This is a genomic window from Streptomyces californicus, from assembly GCF_000717645.1.
Taxonomy (GTDB): Bacteria; Actinomycetota; Actinomycetes; order Streptomycetales; family Streptomycetaceae; genus Streptomyces; species Streptomyces californicus.
In genome coordinates, this window is record NZ_JNZZ01000036.1 from 18,929 (window position 1) to 35,512 (window position 16,584).

28 protein-coding genes are annotated in these 16,584 nt (G+C 70.3%); 2 read left to right on the plus strand and 26 right to left on the minus strand.

The genetic code is table 11. The features are described 5' to 3' along the window. Nucleotides 1–9: 9 nt before the first annotated feature. The 17 genes from IF19_RS0131340 to IF19_RS1000000137275 form a co-directional block, all read right to left on the minus strand. The gene (locus IF19_RS0131340) at nucleotides 10–483 is read right to left on the minus strand and encodes a hypothetical protein (protein WP_030114483.1); all 474 of its coding nucleotides are present in this window, start codon (nucleotides 481–483) and stop codon (nucleotides 10–12) included. An 807-nt stretch (nucleotides 484–1,290) separates the two neighbouring features. Further along, nucleotides 1,291–1,683, minus strand: a complete 393-nt coding sequence (locus IF19_RS0131350) for a helix-turn-helix transcriptional regulator (RefSeq protein ID WP_030114482.1) — start codon at nucleotides 1,681–1,683, stop codon at nucleotides 1,291–1,293. Between the two features lie 151 nt (nucleotides 1,684–1,834). Further along, nucleotides 1,835–2,224, minus strand: coding sequence for a hypothetical protein (locus IF19_RS0131355; RefSeq protein WP_030114481.1), 390 nt, complete (start codon nucleotides 2,222–2,224; stop codon nucleotides 1,835–1,837). Between the two features lie 147 nt (nucleotides 2,225–2,371). Next, nucleotides 2,372–2,767: a hypothetical protein gene (locus IF19_RS0131360; RefSeq protein ID WP_050494025.1), complete on the minus strand. Its 396-nt coding sequence runs from the start codon at nucleotides 2,765–2,767 to the stop codon at nucleotides 2,372–2,374. A 152-nt stretch (nucleotides 2,768–2,919) separates the two neighbouring features. Beyond that, nucleotides 2,920–3,291 carry a hypothetical protein gene (locus IF19_RS01000000135125; protein ID WP_032747595.1) on the minus strand — a complete coding sequence of 124 codons (372 nt, stop codon included), beginning with the start codon at nucleotides 3,289–3,291 and terminating at the stop codon, nucleotides 2,920–2,922. 155 nt (nucleotides 3,292–3,446) lie between these two features. Then, nucleotides 3,447–3,818 carry a hypothetical protein gene (locus tag IF19_RS0131370; protein ID WP_030114479.1) on the minus strand — a complete coding sequence of 124 codons (372 nt, stop codon included), beginning with the start codon at nucleotides 3,816–3,818 and terminating at the stop codon, nucleotides 3,447–3,449. Between the two features lie 146 nt (nucleotides 3,819–3,964). After that, nucleotides 3,965–4,210, minus strand: coding sequence for a hypothetical protein (locus tag IF19_RS0131375; RefSeq protein ID WP_234313281.1), 246 nt, complete (start codon nucleotides 4,208–4,210; stop codon nucleotides 3,965–3,967). 36 nt (nucleotides 4,211–4,246) lie between these two features. Then, on the minus strand, nucleotides 4,247–4,765 hold the full coding sequence (locus IF19_RS0131380; RefSeq protein WP_030114477.1) for a hypothetical protein: 519 nt from the start codon (nucleotides 4,763–4,765) through the stop codon (nucleotides 4,247–4,249). Further along, the gene (locus IF19_RS0131385; RefSeq protein ID WP_030114476.1) at nucleotides 4,765–5,463 is read right to left on the minus strand and encodes a PP2C family serine/threonine-protein phosphatase; all 699 of its coding nucleotides are present in this window, start codon (nucleotides 5,461–5,463) and stop codon (nucleotides 4,765–4,767) included. The genes IF19_RS0131380 and IF19_RS0131385 overlap by 1 nt, the downstream gene beginning before the upstream one ends. Nucleotides 5,464–5,468: 5 nt before the next feature. Next, nucleotides 5,469–5,618 carry a hypothetical protein gene (locus IF19_RS1000000137855; RefSeq protein ID WP_156095466.1) on the minus strand — a complete coding sequence of 50 codons (150 nt, stop codon included), beginning with the start codon at nucleotides 5,616–5,618 and terminating at the stop codon, nucleotides 5,469–5,471. An 80-nt stretch (nucleotides 5,619–5,698) separates the two neighbouring features. After that, a complete protein-coding gene (locus IF19_RS1000000137860; RefSeq protein WP_156095465.1) occupies nucleotides 5,699–5,863 on the minus strand; it encodes a hypothetical protein in 165 nt (54 codons plus the stop codon). Between the two features lie 74 nt (nucleotides 5,864–5,937). Then, a complete protein-coding gene (locus IF19_RS1000000137865; protein WP_156095464.1) occupies nucleotides 5,938–6,096 on the minus strand; it encodes a hypothetical protein in 159 nt (52 codons plus the stop codon). 3 nt (nucleotides 6,097–6,099) lie between these two features. Beyond that, nucleotides 6,100–6,957, minus strand: a complete 858-nt coding sequence (locus IF19_RS1000000135570) for a hypothetical protein (RefSeq protein ID WP_030114475.1) — start codon at nucleotides 6,955–6,957, stop codon at nucleotides 6,100–6,102. Nucleotide 6,958: 1 nt separating this feature from the next. After that, nucleotides 6,959–7,408 carry a hypothetical protein gene (locus IF19_RS0131410; RefSeq protein ID WP_030114474.1) on the minus strand — a complete coding sequence of 150 codons (450 nt, stop codon included), beginning with the start codon at nucleotides 7,406–7,408 and terminating at the stop codon, nucleotides 6,959–6,961. 13 nt (nucleotides 7,409–7,421) lie between these two features. Further along, nucleotides 7,422–8,081 carry a hypothetical protein gene (locus IF19_RS0131415; RefSeq protein ID WP_030276534.1) on the minus strand — a complete coding sequence of 220 codons (660 nt, stop codon included), beginning with the start codon at nucleotides 8,079–8,081 and terminating at the stop codon, nucleotides 7,422–7,424. Beyond that, complete coding sequence (locus IF19_RS0131420; protein WP_030276536.1) at nucleotides 8,078–8,944, minus strand: hypothetical protein; 867 nt, start codon at nucleotides 8,942–8,944, stop codon at nucleotides 8,078–8,080. The genes IF19_RS0131415 and IF19_RS0131420 overlap by 4 nt, the downstream gene beginning before the upstream one ends. Before the next feature lie 55 nt (nucleotides 8,945–8,999). Continuing rightward, entirely contained in the window at nucleotides 9,000–9,449 is a 450-nt protein-coding gene (locus tag IF19_RS1000000137275; RefSeq protein WP_136975159.1) for a hypothetical protein, read from the minus strand. Nucleotides 9,450–9,592: 143 nt separating this feature from the next. Between IF19_RS1000000137275 and IF19_RS0131430 the strand changes: the two genes are divergently transcribed. Both IF19_RS0131430 and IF19_RS0131435 read left to right on the plus strand, forming a co-directional pair. Then, on the plus strand, nucleotides 9,593–9,871 hold the full coding sequence (locus IF19_RS0131430) for a hypothetical protein (RefSeq protein WP_050494027.1): 279 nt from the start codon (nucleotides 9,593–9,595) through the stop codon (nucleotides 9,869–9,871). 385 nt (nucleotides 9,872–10,256) lie between these two features. Further along, nucleotides 10,257–11,084, plus strand: a complete 828-nt coding sequence (locus IF19_RS0131435) for a DUF3800 domain-containing protein (RefSeq protein WP_158706252.1) — start codon at nucleotides 10,257–10,259, stop codon at nucleotides 11,082–11,084. A gap of 331 nt (nucleotides 11,085–11,415) precedes the next feature. Here the strand turns inward: IF19_RS0131435 and IF19_RS1000000135575 are convergent, their stop codons facing one another. The 9 genes from IF19_RS1000000135575 to ssb all read right to left on the minus strand — a co-directional run bounded on the left by IF19_RS1000000135575 (nucleotide 11,416) and on the right by ssb (nucleotide 16,517). Further along, complete coding sequence (locus IF19_RS1000000135575) at nucleotides 11,416–12,162, minus strand: phage antirepressor KilAC domain-containing protein (protein WP_050494028.1); 747 nt, start codon at nucleotides 12,160–12,162, stop codon at nucleotides 11,416–11,418. 401 nt (nucleotides 12,163–12,563) lie between these two features. Further along, the gene (locus tag IF19_RS0131445) at nucleotides 12,564–13,337 is read right to left on the minus strand and encodes a hypothetical protein (protein ID WP_030114465.1); all 774 of its coding nucleotides are present in this window, start codon (nucleotides 13,335–13,337) and stop codon (nucleotides 12,564–12,566) included. 91 nt (nucleotides 13,338–13,428) lie between these two features. Next, the gene (locus IF19_RS0131450) at nucleotides 13,429–13,872 is read right to left on the minus strand and encodes a DUF6011 domain-containing protein (RefSeq protein ID WP_136975160.1); all 444 of its coding nucleotides are present in this window, start codon (nucleotides 13,870–13,872) and stop codon (nucleotides 13,429–13,431) included. Next, nucleotides 13,869–14,120: a hypothetical protein gene (locus tag IF19_RS0131455; protein ID WP_030114463.1), complete on the minus strand. Its 252-nt coding sequence runs from the start codon at nucleotides 14,118–14,120 to the stop codon at nucleotides 13,869–13,871. Before IF19_RS0131455 ends, IF19_RS0131450 begins: the two co-directional genes overlap by 4 nt. Next, nucleotides 14,113–14,679 carry a hypothetical protein gene (locus IF19_RS0131460; RefSeq protein WP_030114462.1) on the minus strand — a complete coding sequence of 189 codons (567 nt, stop codon included), beginning with the start codon at nucleotides 14,677–14,679 and terminating at the stop codon, nucleotides 14,113–14,115. The genes IF19_RS0131455 and IF19_RS0131460 overlap by 8 nt, the downstream gene beginning before the upstream one ends. Further along, nucleotides 14,676–15,206: a hypothetical protein gene (locus IF19_RS01000000135140; protein ID WP_032747601.1), complete on the minus strand. Its 531-nt coding sequence runs from the start codon at nucleotides 15,204–15,206 to the stop codon at nucleotides 14,676–14,678. The genes IF19_RS0131460 and IF19_RS01000000135140 overlap by 4 nt, the downstream gene beginning before the upstream one ends. A 74-nt stretch (nucleotides 15,207–15,280) precedes the next feature. Next, nucleotides 15,281–15,820 (minus strand): 3'-5' exoribonuclease domain-containing protein, encoded by a 540-nt coding sequence (locus IF19_RS0131470; protein WP_030114461.1) that lies wholly within the window; start codon nucleotides 15,818–15,820, stop codon nucleotides 15,281–15,283. Continuing rightward, nucleotides 15,820–16,011 carry a hypothetical protein gene (locus IF19_RS0131475; protein WP_030114460.1) on the minus strand — a complete coding sequence of 64 codons (192 nt, stop codon included), beginning with the start codon at nucleotides 16,009–16,011 and terminating at the stop codon, nucleotides 15,820–15,822. The genes IF19_RS0131470 and IF19_RS0131475 overlap by 1 nt, the downstream gene beginning before the upstream one ends. Continuing rightward, nucleotides 16,011–16,517 carry a single-stranded DNA-binding protein gene (gene ssb / locus IF19_RS0131480; protein WP_030114459.1) on the minus strand — a complete coding sequence of 169 codons (507 nt, stop codon included), beginning with the start codon at nucleotides 16,515–16,517 and terminating at the stop codon, nucleotides 16,011–16,013. Before ssb ends, IF19_RS0131475 begins: the two co-directional genes overlap by 1 nt. Nucleotides 16,518–16,584 lie beyond the last annotated feature (67 nt).

The following is a 16,584-nucleotide window of genomic DNA, read 5'->3' on the forward strand; positions in this document are numbered from 1 at the left end:
CTGGGGCGGCTACTTGTCCTTCGCGACCAGGTCGCCGAGCGCCTGCTCCAGCTCGTCGCGCCGCTCGTCGGAGGTGAGCGCCTGGTCCCGCGCGCCGAAGGCCAGGGCGAACCGGCCAACCTGCCGCCAGTCCGCGTCCTTCGGCATCTCCTTCACCCAGTGCGCGGCGACCTTCGGCGTCCCGAACTCGTAGACGCTGACGGTGTCGGTGGTGATCAGCGCCGTGCAGTCGTTCGGGTGCGGCTCTTCACCCGCGGCCTTCTGGGAGCAGCCAGCCGTGTTGTCCTGCGGGTCACCGAGGGTCTTCACCCCGGTGGCGTCCGCGAGGCCAGCTGCTGCCTTCTTCGCGGTGAGGCCGGCGGGCTGGCTGCTGGTCGGCGCGGACGGCTTCGACTCGGTGGTCGGCTCGTCGGTGGGGCCGCAGGCGACGAGGGTGAGCAGGAGAGCGACGCCGGTGACGGCGGCGGTGGTGCGGGTGCGCATGGTCCCCCCAGGACAGGTGCGATCGAGGGACCAGCATGGCGGAACGGTGGCCACCGCGTGGAGGAAACGCGAAGGCCCGCGCAGTGGCGGGCCTATATGTCCGGGCACGCCGGACTTGCGGACAGGATGCGCCATTCGCCGCGGATGCGCAAGCGGCGATGACTCAACGCCCTGCGCAGATCTTGGCCCAGACGCCGGGAACCTCGGGGGGTGGTTCCCCGGTGAGGTCGACGGATCGAAGGGCGGGGCCAACAGGGAAGCTGCATATCCGCTGGTCAACGAGGGGGGGTGCTCTCGGCAGGGCAGGGGCTACTGCGAGTCACGCGAACCGCGTAAACTCCCTCATGCCTCTCAGGAATCCCTGAACTCGCGTCCTATGGGCCTGGGTTCTTAGCTTCCGGTGCCGCACGGGTGCCGGTCGGATGAATGGGAGGTGAGAGTGAGTTCCGAGCTGGAAAAGCCCGGCCCGAAGTGGACGAGCGCTGAGCATGCGCAGTTCTGGGTGGCCGTGGCAAGCGTCCTGTTGGCGATCATCGCTCTCGTGAAGTAGCAGTCGTTCGGCATCACCGAGCGTTCACGCACGACCTCCGGCGCGACGGGGCCACCTGCACACGCAGCGAGCCCGGTCTCCAAGACAGCGACCGGGCTCGTGAACTGCAACGGAGGTCCCAACCCTGGCAGGGGTTGGGGCCTCTGCATTTTCCCGGGAGTGAGAATATGTCACCCCACTGACAGTGAGGGTACCCGGCCTAGGCCGTATGGCATAGCAATACGTTTCGGGGATGGTGGTGCAGTCCCGAAGCGCTCTCAGCCCCGCCGGTAGACCTGGCGGCCTGCGAGGGCGGCGGTGACGGTGGCCCCACGCCACCGGTTGGCCGGCCCGTCGGTGTCGTCGGGTGCCGGCCACCGACCCTTGGACACGTCGGCGCGGATCGTGGCGGCCGTGATGCCCGCCAGCTCGGCGATCTCGCGGGCGGTGTAGAGGCGGCGCGGCTCGAAGTTCAGGGGGCGCGCGAAGTGCTTCTCGACAACGTGATCAACCTCAACCGGGTCGTAGACGTACGCGCGCCCGCGCTTGCCCGTGTGGGCGGGCCAGTCCGGGTGCTGGCTCCAGACGTTGGCGATGGTGGCGTGGGAGCGGCCGTAGCGGGCGGCGATCTCGCGGAGGGTCTCTCCGTCGGCGGGCGGGGTGGCTACCATGGTGGTCCGGCCTTTCTGGCTGGGTGCGACCGGCAGGTTTTCGCGAGCACCCTTCGGGGTGTCTGGGCTTCGGCTCGGGCCTGCCGGTCTTTGTCGTTTCCGGGGGTGGTTCGGGGTGCCGCCCCGGCTGGGTGCCGGGGCGGCGGGGTGGTCAGTCCTGCGGGGGCTCGGTGCCCTCGGGGTCGACCAGGGCCTCCATGAGGTCCGCGAGGATCTGCTCGCCGAGCAGGCAGTTGAGGACTGCTGCGTCGGCCCGGTGCTCGGCTCCGGAGAGCGCGTAGCCGAGGGCGAGCTCGGCGGCGGTGATCCAGTGGAGCAGTGACGTCACGGCGGCGGCCTGCTGCACCTCGGGGAGGGGCTGCTCGTCGACGATCTCGTACGCCCGGATGATGGCGGGGAGGTAGTCGCCGATGAGGCTGATCTCGCCCTTCGGGAGGGCGATCGGGATGGGCAGGGCGGCCATTGCGATGTCGATGCCGTGGGCGAAGTGGGCGAGTCGCCGCATCAGGTCGTCGGTGCGGGCTTCCGGGTGGTCGGACATGTGGTCCGCCTTCCTGTGGTGGGTGTTGGTTGGGGTTCGCGGCCCCTTCCTTGTGTCTCCAGTATGACACCAACGCCATCATTTTACAACACCCGTGAGGAGGGGAAAGGGGAGGCCCCCGGCTGGCTGCCGGGGGCCCGATCCGATCTACTTGTCGTTCTCCTCCAGCCAGCGGTCGGCCAGCCAGGTGGTGATCTCGGCCAGCTTCCTGTCCGCGTCATCCAGGACGGTCGCGGCGCTGAGGGCGCGGGCGGTGTCGTAGCCGTTCACCACCAGCAGCGTGAAGACGTCCACGGCCGCCAGCCAGTAGCAGCAGGCTGCGACGAACGTGTCCTTCGGGCCCTCGGGGAGCGGCTGCTCCTCGATCAGGGCCATGGCCCGGCGGATGGCGGGGATCGCGTCGGACAGGATGATCTCCTGCCCGCTGGGGGCGGGGAGTGTGATGGAGATCGGGAGGCCCGCGCAGACGACGACGAGGTCGCTGTAGGAGTGGGCGATCAGGCTGGAGAGGTGGCGCTTGGTCTCGTCTTCGAAGTCGGACATTGTCCATCCTTTCGGTTGGGTGGCGGTCGGGGTTCGCGGCCCCTTCCTTGTGTCTCCAGTATGACACCTAACTCCATTCTTTTGCAACACCCTCAGGCGGGGGAATGGGGAAGCCCCCCCGACTGGCTGTCGGGGGGGCTTCGTTGCGCCGGTTACTCCTGATCGGCCAGCCAGGCCGCCAGGTCCTCCAGGTGGCCATCAGCCATCAGCAGGTTCGCGGCGGCCGAGTGGGCCCGGGAGACCTGCCACTCCTCCTCGCGGATCAGGAGGCCGTAGCAGTCCATCGCACCGAGCCAGAAGGCTGCGGCAGCGAAGACGTGCGCCTTCATCGTCTCGGGCATCGGCTGGTCGAGCGTGAGCTCCATCAGCCGCCGGACCGCCGGGACGCCCTCCAGGTTGCTGACCGTGCCGGTCGGCAGGGTCACCGGGAGGGGCAGGGCGAGGCAGACCGCGACCATCGCGCTGTAGGTGGCGGAGAGGTGGGCGGAGACCTTGCGGTTCGCCAACTCCTCGAAGTCGGACATGGGGTCCGTCCCTTCTGTTGTGGGTGACGGGTCGGGGTTCGCGGCCCCTTCCCTGTGGCTTAAGTATGGCACGTAACGCCATTGTTTTGCAACACTAGAGGGTGAGGAAAGAGGAAGGCCCCCCGGCTGGCTGCCGAGGGGCCTTCGGGGTGCTGCTAGCTGGACTGCTCCAGGAGCCAGGTGCCCAGGTCGTGGATCGCGTCACGCGCGATCATCAGGACCCCGAGGACTCCGGCCGCCCGCGCCTCCACGTAGCCCTCCTCGACCAGGAGGCGGTAGAGGTCGGCTGCGGCCAGCCACAGGATCGCGCCCGTGTAGAGCGCCGACTGCTGCGCCTCCGGCATCGGCTGCTCCTCTGCCAGTTGCTCGATCCGGCGGACGGCCGGGATCATCTCCAGGTTCGTCACCGCGCCGGTGGGCAGGGCGATCGGCAGGGGGAGCTGTGCGCAGCAGGCGACGAGGCCGCCGTAGGCGGTGGTCAGGCGGTGGGCCGCCGTGCCCATCATCCGGTCTTCATGGTCGGACATCTTCCTCACCTTTCGGTTGGGTGGCGGGTTCGGGTTCGCGGCCCGTTCCCTTGTGTCTCCATTATGGCATCGAATGCCATCGTTTTGCAACACCTATAGGTGAAGAAGTGGCCCCAACCCGACCGGGCTGGGGCCACTCCCGTCAGCTACCTCCGCCGCCACCCCGACAGCCGGTCATCCGCACCGACCACCGCCGACAGCCGCATCCCCGGCAACTCCGAGGCCGGCACACCGACCTCCTCCGCGATCAGCGACGCCGCGTACCGGGCCGGCACATCCGCATCCGGCGCATCTGCCACAACCTCCGCCTCCCCGCCGACCAGCAACAGGATCTTCACGTTCACGCGCTCGCTCATGGGCTCTTCCTTCTCGAAGGTGATGGTGTTGTACATGGGAAGCAGCAGGGGCCGCCCCCCCGGGTGTGGTCGTCAGGTGCTGTCGGACCGGCTGTCGACGACGCGGCCGGGGGCGGCCCGTGTGCCGTAGCCGGTGGCAGCCTGCCGCAGCGCGGTGTGGGCGTCGCGGCTCCGCTCCCGCGCCGCGTCGAGCCGGGCCTCGACCTCCGGGGCGTATCGACCGTCCTCCGGAAGGCCGGGGTCGATCTCGCTCAGGTCCAGGGCCGACCACGCCGCCCGCCCGGCCGCCCGGAGCAGAGTTTCGTCGGTGACGACAAGGGCGAGCCGGTCCCGGGCCTCGGTCACATCGCTGCGGGCCTGGTAGAAATCGGCCCGGCCGACGGGGTCGGGCTCGCCCGCGCGGAGGGCATCGACCCGGAGCCAGTAGAGCTGCCGGTACCGAAGTGCGGCGGACAGGAGCTGCCCGACCAGGTCAGCTACCTGCGCCCGGTGCTGCTCGCGCTGCGTGCGGCGGTCGGTGACCTGCTGGGTCACGGTGACCAGGAGGCCGCCCGCCAGCGTGCCTATGACCGCGATCGCGCTCTCCCACATCAGCGCACTTCCCGGATCGAGACGACGACGGCGGTGGCGTCGTCGCGGTAGCCGTCCTGGTCGGGCTGCGCGGCGGCGACCAAGGCGTCGGCGAGGGCCTGGGGATTGGCCTGGTGCTCGCGCACGAGGTCCTCCAGGGTGTCGGCGGGGACCTGGTCGTGGATGCCGTCGGAGGTGAGGATGATCATGCGGTCGCGGATGCCGGCGGTGTAGACGGTGCCGATCGTCGCGCGGGCGAGCGACGTCCTCAGCCAGTTGTCGTGCTGCCGGGACAGCTCCAGCGCGACGCCGTTGGCGCGGAGCTGCTTCCCGACGGTGTGGTCGTCGGTGTACAGCTCCAGCCGGGTGCCGTCCCACCCGTAGGCGCGGGCGTCTCCGGTCCAGTTGACGACGGCGACCCGGTCGTCGGGGCGCACGCGTACGGCGACGGCGACCGCGTCGGCCTCCTCGCCGTCGGCCCCGCGGTCGGCGATGAGCTCGGAGGCGGAGAGGAGTCCGCCGAGCGGGCCGCGCCGGGCGGAGACGCGGGCGGCGGTTTCGGCGAGGAGCGGCGCGGTGCGGGAGGTGTGGGGGCCGTGGCCGATGCCGTCGATGACGGCGGCGCCGACGGTGCCGTCCGCGAGGACGTACACCTTCGCCGCGTCGGCGTTGTCCTGGGCGGTGCCCTCGCGGGTGGCGAGGCCGGTGGTGATGGTCATGCTGGTCATCGTCCCTTCGGTTGCTGGCTGATGGGGGCGGATCCGGTCTTCTCCTGCGTACGGGCGGTCTGCGACTGGTCGTTCTTCCGCTTGAGCTCGCCGATGCTCATCGTCTTGTGCGTCAGGCCGGTGCTCGTCGGCTTGAGCGGTGCCATGATCGTGGTCCTGTCTCGTGAGGGATGGGGCCCGGGGCGGCCGGTCGCCTGGCAGTGAGTCGGCCGCCCCGGAGCGAGGGCTACTTGCTCTTGTCGTCGCCGCTCTTGGCCATGTCGCGGAGGTTGTCCGAGAGGCTCCCGGGGCCTTCGAGCATTGCGTGGACGATCGTGTCGGCGGCGGCCTCGGGCCGGCCGTTGTCGATGGCGGCCTGCGCCTCGGCACGGCGGTCGCTCAGGAATCCCATGGGTGCCTCCTGGTGTGGGCCGGGCTGTCCGGCTCCTCTCACCGCCCGGTCGGGCCGGGCGGATCGGGCAGCCGTCAGCTCTCCTCGAACCTCGCGGTCGCGCAGGGCGGGCAGAGCGTCATCTCGTCGTGGTCCGTGTCCTCCGGGTAGAGGGCGGTCGTCATCGGGTCGAGCATGGTTTCCACGGTCTTGTCCTTCGTGCCGCAGGTCTCGCAGGCCTTCTTCTTCGCCATGGGTCAGGCCCTTTCGTGGTGGACGTGGTGGCGGACGGGGTTGGTGGGGTCGGGCGTGATCCGGAAGGGGCGGTCCGGGCTGTGGCCCGCGTTGTTGTTGTTGCTCTGACCTGCGACAACAACACCAACAACCGGCGGCCCAGCAGGGGGAGGGGGGAGGGGTGGGAAGTCCTCGCGGTGGACCCCCTCGCGGGTGCCTGCCGGGGGCACCCGTACGCCGGGCCGTACGCGCACCCCGTGGCGGGTGAGGAGGGCGCGCACGTGGGCGGTGCGCCAGGGGGTGGCGGGTAGGCCCATCAGGGGGGTCGCGGTGAGGTGCTCGGCGAGGGTCGCGAGGTGCACCCCGGAGCCCTCGGTGTAGAGGGTGGAGAGCAACACCGCGACGTGCTCCCGGGGCAGCAGTTCGGAGGGGTGCTGTGGGGGCTCGTCGGGCTTCTTCTGCTCGCTGCTCTCGTCCTTCTCGGACGGCTTCGCCTTGGGCCTGGTGGCGATGAGGCCGAGGGTGATGGCGGTGGTGGTCCAGGCGGCGGCGGCCGCGATGGCGATGCGGGTGGTCCAGGGCAGGCCGTAGATGAACCCGATGGCGAGGACGAGGCAGAGGATGCGGAGGGCGGGTGACCCCTTCGTCGGGGTCGTCTTCCTCTTTTCCGTCTTCTCCGGAGGGGTCTTCTCTGCGCCCTCCCCCGCCTCCTCGGCACGCTCCTCGGCGCTTCCTGCGGCCTGCTCCGCTTCGCTCTTCGGCTTCTGCTGGGGTGCGGTCGGCTTGGTCGGGGTGGTGCAGAGCACGAGGTCGATGGCGCGGCCGCTGAGGGCGATCCAGCCGACCCACACGGCGGTCCAGAACCGGATCCAGCCGTCCACGTCACCCTCCAACAGACATGAGGGCGGCGGCGGCGAGCTGTCCGGGGATGGCCCAGATGGTGCCGTCGCCGGTGGCCGGCCATACGAACGCGGCGATCAGGGCGACGACGGCGGCGCTTTTCGCGCCGAGGGGTGCGGCGAGCATGATGATCAGGAGGAGCAGGGCGACCGCGCCGATCCCGACGTGGCCGAAAGGCCCGTCGGATCCCACGCCGAAGCCGGTCAATCCCTGGGCGACCACGCGCTCGGCGTTCTCCCAGATCTTCCCGGCCGCCACGTACGAGGTTCCGGCGAGGAATGCGCAGACGCCGGCCTTCCCGGCCCCGAACTTGATCCGGCCTCCCCCGCGGACGCCGAGGATCAGGAGGGCGGTCAGGGCGAGGGCGATCCCGCCGCCCCCGAGGCTACCGAGGACGGCTCCGCCGCTGGTGGGTGCTGCGATGACGTGCATGGTCAGGGGGTCCTTACAGGTGGCCGGGGGCGTGCAGGGCGAGGGCGATGGCGGCGGAGCAGACGGGGATGCGGGCGGCCCAGACGAGGACGGGGCGCAGCGCGGGGGGCATGTAGGGGAGGCCGGGGAGGTAGCTCGCGACGATCCAGGTGACGAGGCCCATGGCGACGCCGACGGCGGGGGCGGCCGGGCCTGCGTCGGCCAGGAGGTCGCGCATCAGGTCCACGAGGTTGACCGCCCATCCGGCTGCGGCGGCGCCGCCGTGGTAGGCGAGCCAGATCCGGCGCCGGTGGAGGCGCTCGGCGGCCCGCTCGGCGGCCGGGTCCGGGGCGAGCCACGGAGGCGCGGCGGGGGCGGGCTGGTTCACGGTGACGTAGAGCCCGGGGCCGACCTCCTGCTCGACGGGGCCCGGGTCGGGCTCCGGGGCGGTGGTGCGGCGGCCGAACGGGCCGGGCGGCAGGGACCACCAGGGGCGCTCGGGGGCCGTATCGGGCTCGTCGTCCTCGTGCTCCTGGTCGTCCGGCGCGGCCGGGGCCGGCGGCTCGGCCGGAGGCGGGGGGACGTAGCGGACCTGGACGAGCGGGTCGGCGGCGGGCTCCGGGGCGGGGCCGTCGATCCGGTCCCGGAGCCACGCCCGGACGCGGCTCTCGGCGTCCCTCTCCGGGGCGCTCATGCGGGCCTCCGGACGGTCCGGAGGTACCGCTCGACGCTGCTCTCCTTCGCGTTGGCGTCCGCGACCTTCCGGACGTAGCGGAGGACCGCGTCCGGATCGGTGATGCCGCTGGAAACAGCCGTCCGGACAGCATCCGCAATGGTCATGGGCCCCGTGGTGGCAGGCGTCTCCTCGTCGTCCGGATTCTCCACCCGGGCCTCCGGGCGATCCGGATCAGCGTCCGGAGACGGTCCGGAGGCTCCGGAGAGGGCGGCCCGCTCGGCTGCGACAGCTTCCTCGGCGCGGGTCAGCTCCCGGCGGACGGACACCATCGCGAGGCGCCCGCCAGCCTTCGCACGCTCGGCGTCGACCCACTGCTGGGTGTGGCTGTCGAGGGGCTTGGCGTGGTGGCGCAGGACCACGCTCCACATCACCTTCGCGAGGCCGGACACGGCCGCGGCCACACAGCCGATCGCGAACTCCCCGGCAATCCAGCCGTGGGCACCGACCGCGCCCATGGCGATGCCGAGGGCCACGTATCCGGCGCGGCGAGGAAGGACGGCGCGCTCCTGGTCGTAGCGGGCCAGCCACTCCAGGGCCATGCAGGACAGCCACACGAGGTCGAAGACCAGAGCGGCGGCGTACGCGGCGGCGGTGAGCGGGACGACCAGGTCGAGGAGGCTGCCGATGCTCGCGGTGGACCAGATGATCGAGGCGACCCCGATGACGGCGGCGGCCGCGGTGACGCCGGTGAGGACGAGGCGGTCCCAGTCGCGCGGCGGAAGGGGCACCTTCTCCTCGTACCGGTCGAGGACGAGGTGGGTGGTGCCGTCGATGGTGTGCGGGACCAGGCGGGAGCGCTCGACGGTGCGAGTGCGGGGCATGGGGATCTCCGGAAGCGTGGGCCGGCCGGGCGCGCGGTGGTGCCCGGCCGGGTGTTCAGCGGGTGGCGGAGGCGTTGCCGTCGATGCGCGCGCAGACGACTGCGGCGAGCGCCTGGTCCTCACGAGGGCGGGCGGCGGTGAACGCCTCGGCGGCCTCCCGCTGGAGCTCGGCGACGCGCTCCGCCCGGGTGGCGCGCCCGGCGCGGGCGCGGAGGAGGAGCGCGTACTCGCCACGGGTGATGGGGCGGGTCTCGATGCGGGGCATCTGCCGGAGGAGGGCCCGCTCGACGGCGAGCGCCATCGGGGTGCGGTAGCCGTGCTCGGCGTCGGAGTAGTCGCGGGCGTAGGCGAGCCGGTTGACCTCGCGCATCGCGCGGCCCGGCAGGTTCTCGGTGAGTCGGTCGGCGATGCGGGTGAGGAGCTGGCGGAGGTCGCCGGCCTCCTCGATGGCGCGGGTCTGGCGGAGGGCTTCGTCGGGCTGGGAGAGATCGGTACGGTTGGGCACGGTCATTCCTCCTGGATGAGACAGGTGGGATGGCTGGCCCCGGGCAGAGGTTCGCAGCTCTGCCCGGGGTCGATCTGTATCTGACAGGAACGACCGTAGCACTTATTTGCGCTAGCGCTAATAAGTTGTGAGAGGATGACGCTATGTCCAGCTCCCCCGGGGAGGAAGCGAGCGAGGAGGCGCCCAAGTTGGTGACGATCCCGCAGATCCCGGACTTGCTGGAGGCCGCCGGGCTCAAGCGGGTCGGCCCAGCGCGCATCCGGCAGCTGGCGGCCGAGGACGAGGCGTGGCCTCCGCCTGTCTTCCAGGACGGTCGCATGCGCGTTTTCGACTGGGTGGCCGTCGAGCGGTACTTCCGGAATCGGAAGACGCGGCAAGGAGAGCGGACGGACCTGAAGGCGAAGGGCGCAGAGGGCGGCTGACCTCGACGACTCGTATCTCCTGTGCGGTAAGCCCCGGCCTCACGGTCGGGGCTTACGCGTTCTGGCCCCCGGCTCCTGGATCGGTGCCCCTGGCCCTGAAAGCGCTTTGCGGCTGGCCGAGTTATGCACAGATTCAGAGAGATCTCGCTGACCACAATCTGTGGGCCGCATCGTCGCAGGTCACGGGTGTGAAGCTTGTCAGCGGATCGCTCTGTCCACAGGTTCGTCCGCAGGCTTGTGCACCAACTCCACCGTGTTATCAACAGGTTCGAGATGCGTGTCCACAAGATCGTGAATAACATTCGTTGGTTCTCCGGGCGTTGCATGCCACGATCGTTCTGCGATGTACCTGAGTCGCCGTCTCGTATACGACGGCTGCGAGTGCATGCAGTCGTTTCGCGTCAACGGGATGGAGTGGTCGCACGTGTCGTACATGCAGTCGGTGCCGCAGCAGTTGCAGCGTGGAGCTGCCCCCCGGCGGCAGCTCCACGCCTACGTGGACGAGGCCGGCGTACGGTCCCACTCGAAGGCGTCCAGCGACCACTTCGTCATGTCGGCGGTGATCCTGGGCGACGAGGACGCTCCGGCCGCAGCAGACTTCCTTGCCCAGCTGCGACGCGACCTTCGGCGTCGACCGGGTGACCCCCTCCACTGGCAGAAGTTCAATGCGCACACCGACCGCCTGCACGCGGCCCAGTCCCTCGGGAGGCAGGAGTGGGCAACGGTTTCCAGCGTGGTGGTGTGCAAGCGTCACCTCGGCGGGGCCTCGCAGATGAACGAGGACCAGGAGTACCTCTTCACCCTGCGCTTCCTCCTGGAGCGGCTGTCCTGGTTCGCCCGGGACTCCTCGGCCGTGATGACCTACACCCTGGCCCACATCATCCGGATGAAGCTGTCCAAGCTCCGCGAGTACGAGTCGAAGCTGCGGGTGGACCCGGGCTGCCGCATTCACTGGCCGGCCCTGGATCCGAAGGGTGGACGCATTGACCAGCCCAAGCGGATCGAGATGTTGCAGGCGGCCGACCTCGCGGCGTCGGCGACGTTCGCCGCGTTCAACCCAGACAAGTTCGGCAACGTCGAGCCGCGCTACCTGGAGGGGTTGAGCCCTCGCCTCTACCGGCGGGGCTGCTCTCCGGTGGTGTCGTACGGGTTGAAGATGCATCCGTGGAATGGCAGCACGAAGGCCGCGTACCCGTGGGTAGCGGCCCTGTGATGCGCGTCGGCCGGCTTAAGCCGCCCTTGGCGGGTGCTGACGTTTCCGACCAGCAGACGACCGTCCGCGCACTATCCACTGTAGACGGTGAGTCTTAAGAGTCAACGGTCAAAAGCGGGCATTTTACACGGTGATGGCAGCCACTAGGGAGTGGATCTCCAAAGCAGTGTTCGCGAGTTGCGCACCTCAAGCACGATGACCAGATCCGCCCGCAGTTGGCGCACCGCACGACAGGGGTGGCTCCGGCTCCTCCGTGCTAACTGGTCCCCGCGCAGACCAGCCGACGACGCGAAGGGTCCCTACTGCTGCGGCAGTAGGGACCCCAGGTACGTCAGGCGGCCGACAGGGCCGTTCCGCCCAAGCGGTCCACCAGCCAGTCGAGCCCCTTGGGCGTCAGAAAGGTCTGCTCCACCCACTGGTAGCCAGCCTGGACCATCTTGACCTGGGCGCGCCCGGCCTGGATGTGCACCTCGTAGGGGATCCGAGGGTTCTGCACCTGGAGAAAGCGCAGGTCGCTCTCCCGGAGCCGGTTCATGAACTTCGTCCGCCCCAGTCCACCGGTGACGTCGGTGAGCGCTTTCGCGGCCGTGCCCATGTCGATCAGCCCGTCGCTGTCACAGAAGGCGTCCCACTTGCCGGCCTTCGGTGCCGCGACCGCGAGTTCCTTCTTCGTGGCGACGAGTTCCTTCGCGGCGGCGACGTACTGCTCCGCGAGGGCGAGTACGCCCTCGGGGCTACCGACGTCCGGCTTCGCGGCCAGTTCGGCCTCCCGGGTCTTCACCGCGAAGTACGTCTTCGCTGCCGCCACCTCGGGCTTCCTGCCGTCTCCGGCGAGCGTGACGTGGTAGGCGCCGAACCGGGTGAGGCGGTAGTCCCTCACCTTGGTGCGCCCCCACCTGCCCGTTTCCATCACTTTGGCGGCACCGACAATGTGATCGAGAGGGTCCATCCCTGCCGCCTCGATGGTGGCCGCAGCGCGGGAGATGGTGTCGTCGAACTTGCGCCACTCGTCGTACCCCATGAGCTGCTGGAGGTCGCGGGCGGACCAGCGTTCCTCGCCCCGGTGGTCCAGGAGCATGATTCGATCGAATGGACTAGACCCCCCACTGTTGCCAGAGAGGGGCGACACTGTAGTGTCATAAGAGTCAGTCAAGGGTTCCATCCTTGCTGTCGTAGCTTCGGCGGGAGGCACCCCGCACATAGCTGTTCCCAGGCCGCCTTCGGATCGAAGGCGGCCTTGTGACGTTCAGGTTACGCCATCAGGTTGACACGAAACCGGCATCGCGTTCGACACTGGGTGCCGCGTACCGGTGAGTCACTTAAGAATCCAAGGTGACGGGCAATCAGCCCTGGCACAGAGTGTCACCCTTGTTCCTTTTTGGTCCCGCGACGTGAGCCATGTCTCGAATGCTGTCGTGTCGTGGGGCATTGAGCTGAAGATGTCTCTCACATGTGTTATGGGGCGGAGCAGCAGTTTTGTCAGGTCAAGGGTCGAAGTTCCTGTACATCAGCACCGCCCCAGGTACGCCCGCACGTCTGGCAGCGAACTAGGGGTGCGACTCCCCCGCCGCCTTGCATATCAAGGCAGCCGGCGCACTCGGGGCAGAGTGCGGCGAGGCGTACGCGGCCGTCGCCGACGTCGAGGGCCCGCTCGACGAGGCCGGCCGACGTGCGGGCGACCACGTCAATGCGGTGCTGCTCAGCCTCGGTGAGCGGCCGCCAGGGTCCGCGTACGCCCTGGGTGCGGGCGAGGAGCCAGAGGGCGGCGAGCGGGGCGGTGCGCTGCTCCCCGGTGTACCGCCATCGGCGCGGGTCCTTCCCCTGCCGGAGCGCCAGCTGGTTGCGGCGCCGGTCGTCCGCCTCGGCGGTACGGCGGGCGCGCGGGTCGTCCGGCCACGACCGGCGGGGCGGGGCCGGGGTGATTGGTGCGTGCTGGACGGCGGCTGCGGTCTGGTCGGCGAGCTCCAGGAGGCCGGCCTCGACGGTGACCATGGTGTCGAGGACGTCGAGGCGCAGCGGGGCGGCGGTCCATCCGGGCTGGTCCGGGGACCGTTCGAGGGCGCGGAGGGCTTCGGCCCGCCAGGTCGCGGCCTCGGCCTGCTCGTCGTCCTGGTCGCGGTGGCTGATGATGCCGATGCCCATGGTGGGGGGCCAGGTGGTGCCGCGGGTGGCGAGGTGTTCGCGGAGGTCGCGCCAGTGGTGGGCGATGGTGAAGAGGTGGCGCTCGGTGGTGTGGGTGGCGGTGGTGGTCATCGGGCGCTCCGGGGTGCGGTGGGGCTATCGTGATGATCACCTGGGGGCGCATCCGGTCTTGGCGGACGGTGGATGCGCCCCTGCTGCATGCTCAGCGGCGGCGGGGCTCGGCGGTCGGCTCGGCGGGGCCAGGGGCCGGCGCTTCGTGGTTGCCGTTGGGCCAGGTCGGGGAGAGCAGGTCGATCACCTGCTTCGGGTTCACGCCCGCGCTGCCGGAGGCGACGACGTACGCGCGCATCTGGTCGACGGTGCGCTTGATCGCGGCCTCGGCCCGGTCCGCGCGGGCCTTCTCGGCGAGGTACTCCTTGAACTCGGCGACGGCGGCCTGGTCGCCGGGGCTGAGTACGGTGCGGGGGTCGTTGCCGCAGCGACCGGTGGGCTTCGGGTCGGTCATGGGTTCCTCGAAGGTGAGTTGGTGGGAGCCCGCGGTCGCGGTGCTGCCGTGGAACTTCTTCGCGCAGGTGGGGCCGATGCCGGCCGCCCTCGACTCGGGGTCGAGGAGCGGCCGGTTGCACACCCCGCAGGTGTCGCTCAAGGGCTGAGCCCGATCTCGGCCTCGCAGTCGGCGCAGAGCGGGTGATCGCCGGGGCGGGCGCCGTCCGTGCCGCACTTCTCGCACTCGACGGACCGGTGGTACGGCAGGTCGGGCGCGAGGGCGACGAGCCGGTCAACCAGCTCGCCCCATGCGTGGTCGCTGGCGAGATGATCGAAGAGGTCGAACTCGTCGGCCTCGGTCGGGCAGTCCTTGAGGGGGCAGCGGAGGAGGTCGGGCAGCTCAGACACCGGCGGTCTCCCGGGCCCGGTGCGCCGCGCGCTGCTCGGCCTTGCACCGGGCGCAGTACGACACCCCGTCCTCCTCGAACTTGCCGTGCACGGCCTGGTCGTGGCCGTGGACGCAGCGCTCGGGCCGGGCGGTACCTCCCATCAGGTACCGGAGCTGCTCGCGCGCCTTCTGCCGGCCGGGCTCGTCCTCAACGTGCTCGGGGGCGACGCAGTGGTGGTAGCCGCACTCGGGCAGGACGTAGCCGACGGGCGCCCGGCCGGTGCGGATGCGGAAGGCGACGGAGGCCGCGGTGACCACGGCGCCCCTGTAGGCGAGGACGGGGGTCCCGGCGCTGCTGCCCTTGGACCCGGTCCAGCGGACGTGTCCGCCCGCGACCCGCTTCGTCTTGGTGGCCCACTTCTCTTCGAGGGTGGGGAGGTGGGGCTTGTGGGCGGGGAGGCCGGCGGCCTGGCGGAGTCGGGCGACGCGGTGTTTGTCGACGTGGAGCTCGCGGACGATGGCGCTGTTGGAGGCCCCGGCGCGGAGCCGGGTGGTGATGTCGTCGTCGGAGGCGTTCACCGGCCGTCCCCCTTCGCGCTGAGGGCGTCACCGAGGGTGTCGTCGATGGTGATCGTGACGGAGGTCTCGTCGTCGTGGACGAGACGCCAGCGGCCGGCCTCGCGGTCCCATTCGATGTGCTCGTCGCCGCTCGGGTTGCTGATGTGCCCGTCGGGCTCGATGTGGAACGGGATCTGGGCGTCGACGAGGGCGTTGAGGCCGTCGACCGCGCGCTCCCAGGGGCCGGTCTCGGGAAGGCCGAGGGTCTGGCGGGCGGCGGTGGACTGGCCGCTGGTGGCGTTGAGCAGCTGCTCGGCGAGCGAGGTGGCGGTACGGCGCTCGGCTTCGAGATCTGCCTCGTCGGCGAGCACACGCCGGATGGTGGCGAGGTGGGCGTCGATCTCGTCGGCGAGGTCCTGCTCGGCACAGCGGCGGGCGGCGGCGATGTCGGCGTCGCGGAAGCCTTGGAGGAGGCCGAGCTTGGTGTGGAGGCCGAGGATCTGGAGCTTCGCGGCGCGGAGGCGTCGGGTGGTGGTGAGTCCGAACATGGTGGGTGCTCCTGGCGGTATGCCGGGGGCGGGCCCTCGTGTAGGGCCCCAAATCCGGTCGTACGGAGGGTGGGTCAGGCCTTGCGGGTGATGGAGTCCATGTACTTCGCCATGGCGAGGTTGTGGCGAGCGTCCGCGATGGCGTTGTGGTGGCCGGCCTCCTGCTTCGGCAGGTCGGCCGGGGTCAGCCCGAGGCGCTTCGCTTCGGTGACTAGGTCGTCGGTCTGCATCGGCAGGCCAGCGGGGAGGTTGGACATGGGGCCGAAGAGCTGGGCGTACGCGACGTGGTCGTACGCGGCGTAGTACGCCCAGAGCTGCGGGTCCGGGGTCTCCTGGATGAAGCGGGAGACCATGCGGGCGATCTGCGGGCGGGGGTGGACGTCGGGGTCGGTGACGTCGATGCGGTCGGTGCCGCGCACGCCGCGGGGGTTCCGCAGGATGGGCAGGCTGGGCCAGACGTTGGCCATGAGCCAGCCGTGCCGGCGGACGGCGCCCTGGTCGAACTCGCTGCTGACGGCGTAGAGCTCGCGGCCGTCCTCGGCGACCATGCCGATGCTGATGAGGTCGATGGTCCGGCCGTCGTCGAGGAACTCGGTGTCGTAGAAGATGCGCATCAGTTCTGCTCCTGGGTGGTCTTGGGTACCGGCAGCTGGTCGAGGGCGTCGCCGATGTCGTTGGCGATCTGGCGCCAGCGGGCGGCGAGCTTGGGGGCGGTGGTGTCGCGGGCCCCGGCAGCAACGAGGAGCGCCTCAACGATCTCGGAGGCTTCGCCCGCGCCGCCGGGGAGGCGGAGGACGGCGGCCATCAGAACGGGGGCTCGTCGCTGTGGCCGCGGGCGTTGTCGATGGCCCAGGGGTCGTCGGCCGGGGGCTGGGTCGGGCGGGACTGCTGGGGTCGGCGCTGCTGGGCCTGCCCGCGCGCCTGTCCGCCTCCCTGCCCGCCGTTCTGCCCGGTCGTGACCTTGGTGACCTTGGCGGTGGCGAACACCAGCGACGGGGCGATCGAGCGGATCAGCAGGGCCGTCCGCTCGTGCTTCTGACCGTCCTTCTCCCAGGACTCCGTCCGGAGCTCGCCCGTGACGATCACCTCCATGCCCTTCGCCAGGGTCTCGACGAGGTTCTCCGCCAGGCGCTCCCACGCCGAACCGCGGACGTACAGGACGTCGCCGTCCTCCCACTCCTGCGTCTGGCGGTTCAGCTTCCGGCTGTTGAACGCGAGCGGCACGGACGCGACGGCTTTGCCGTTCGGGGTGAAGCGGAGTTCCGGGTCGTTCGTGAGGCGGCCGACGCCGGTCATGGTGGGAAGAGCCATGTTGATCTTCCTGTTCTCCCTGCGCGCGAACCGGATCAGAACCGGTTCACGCGGTGGGTATCTATCG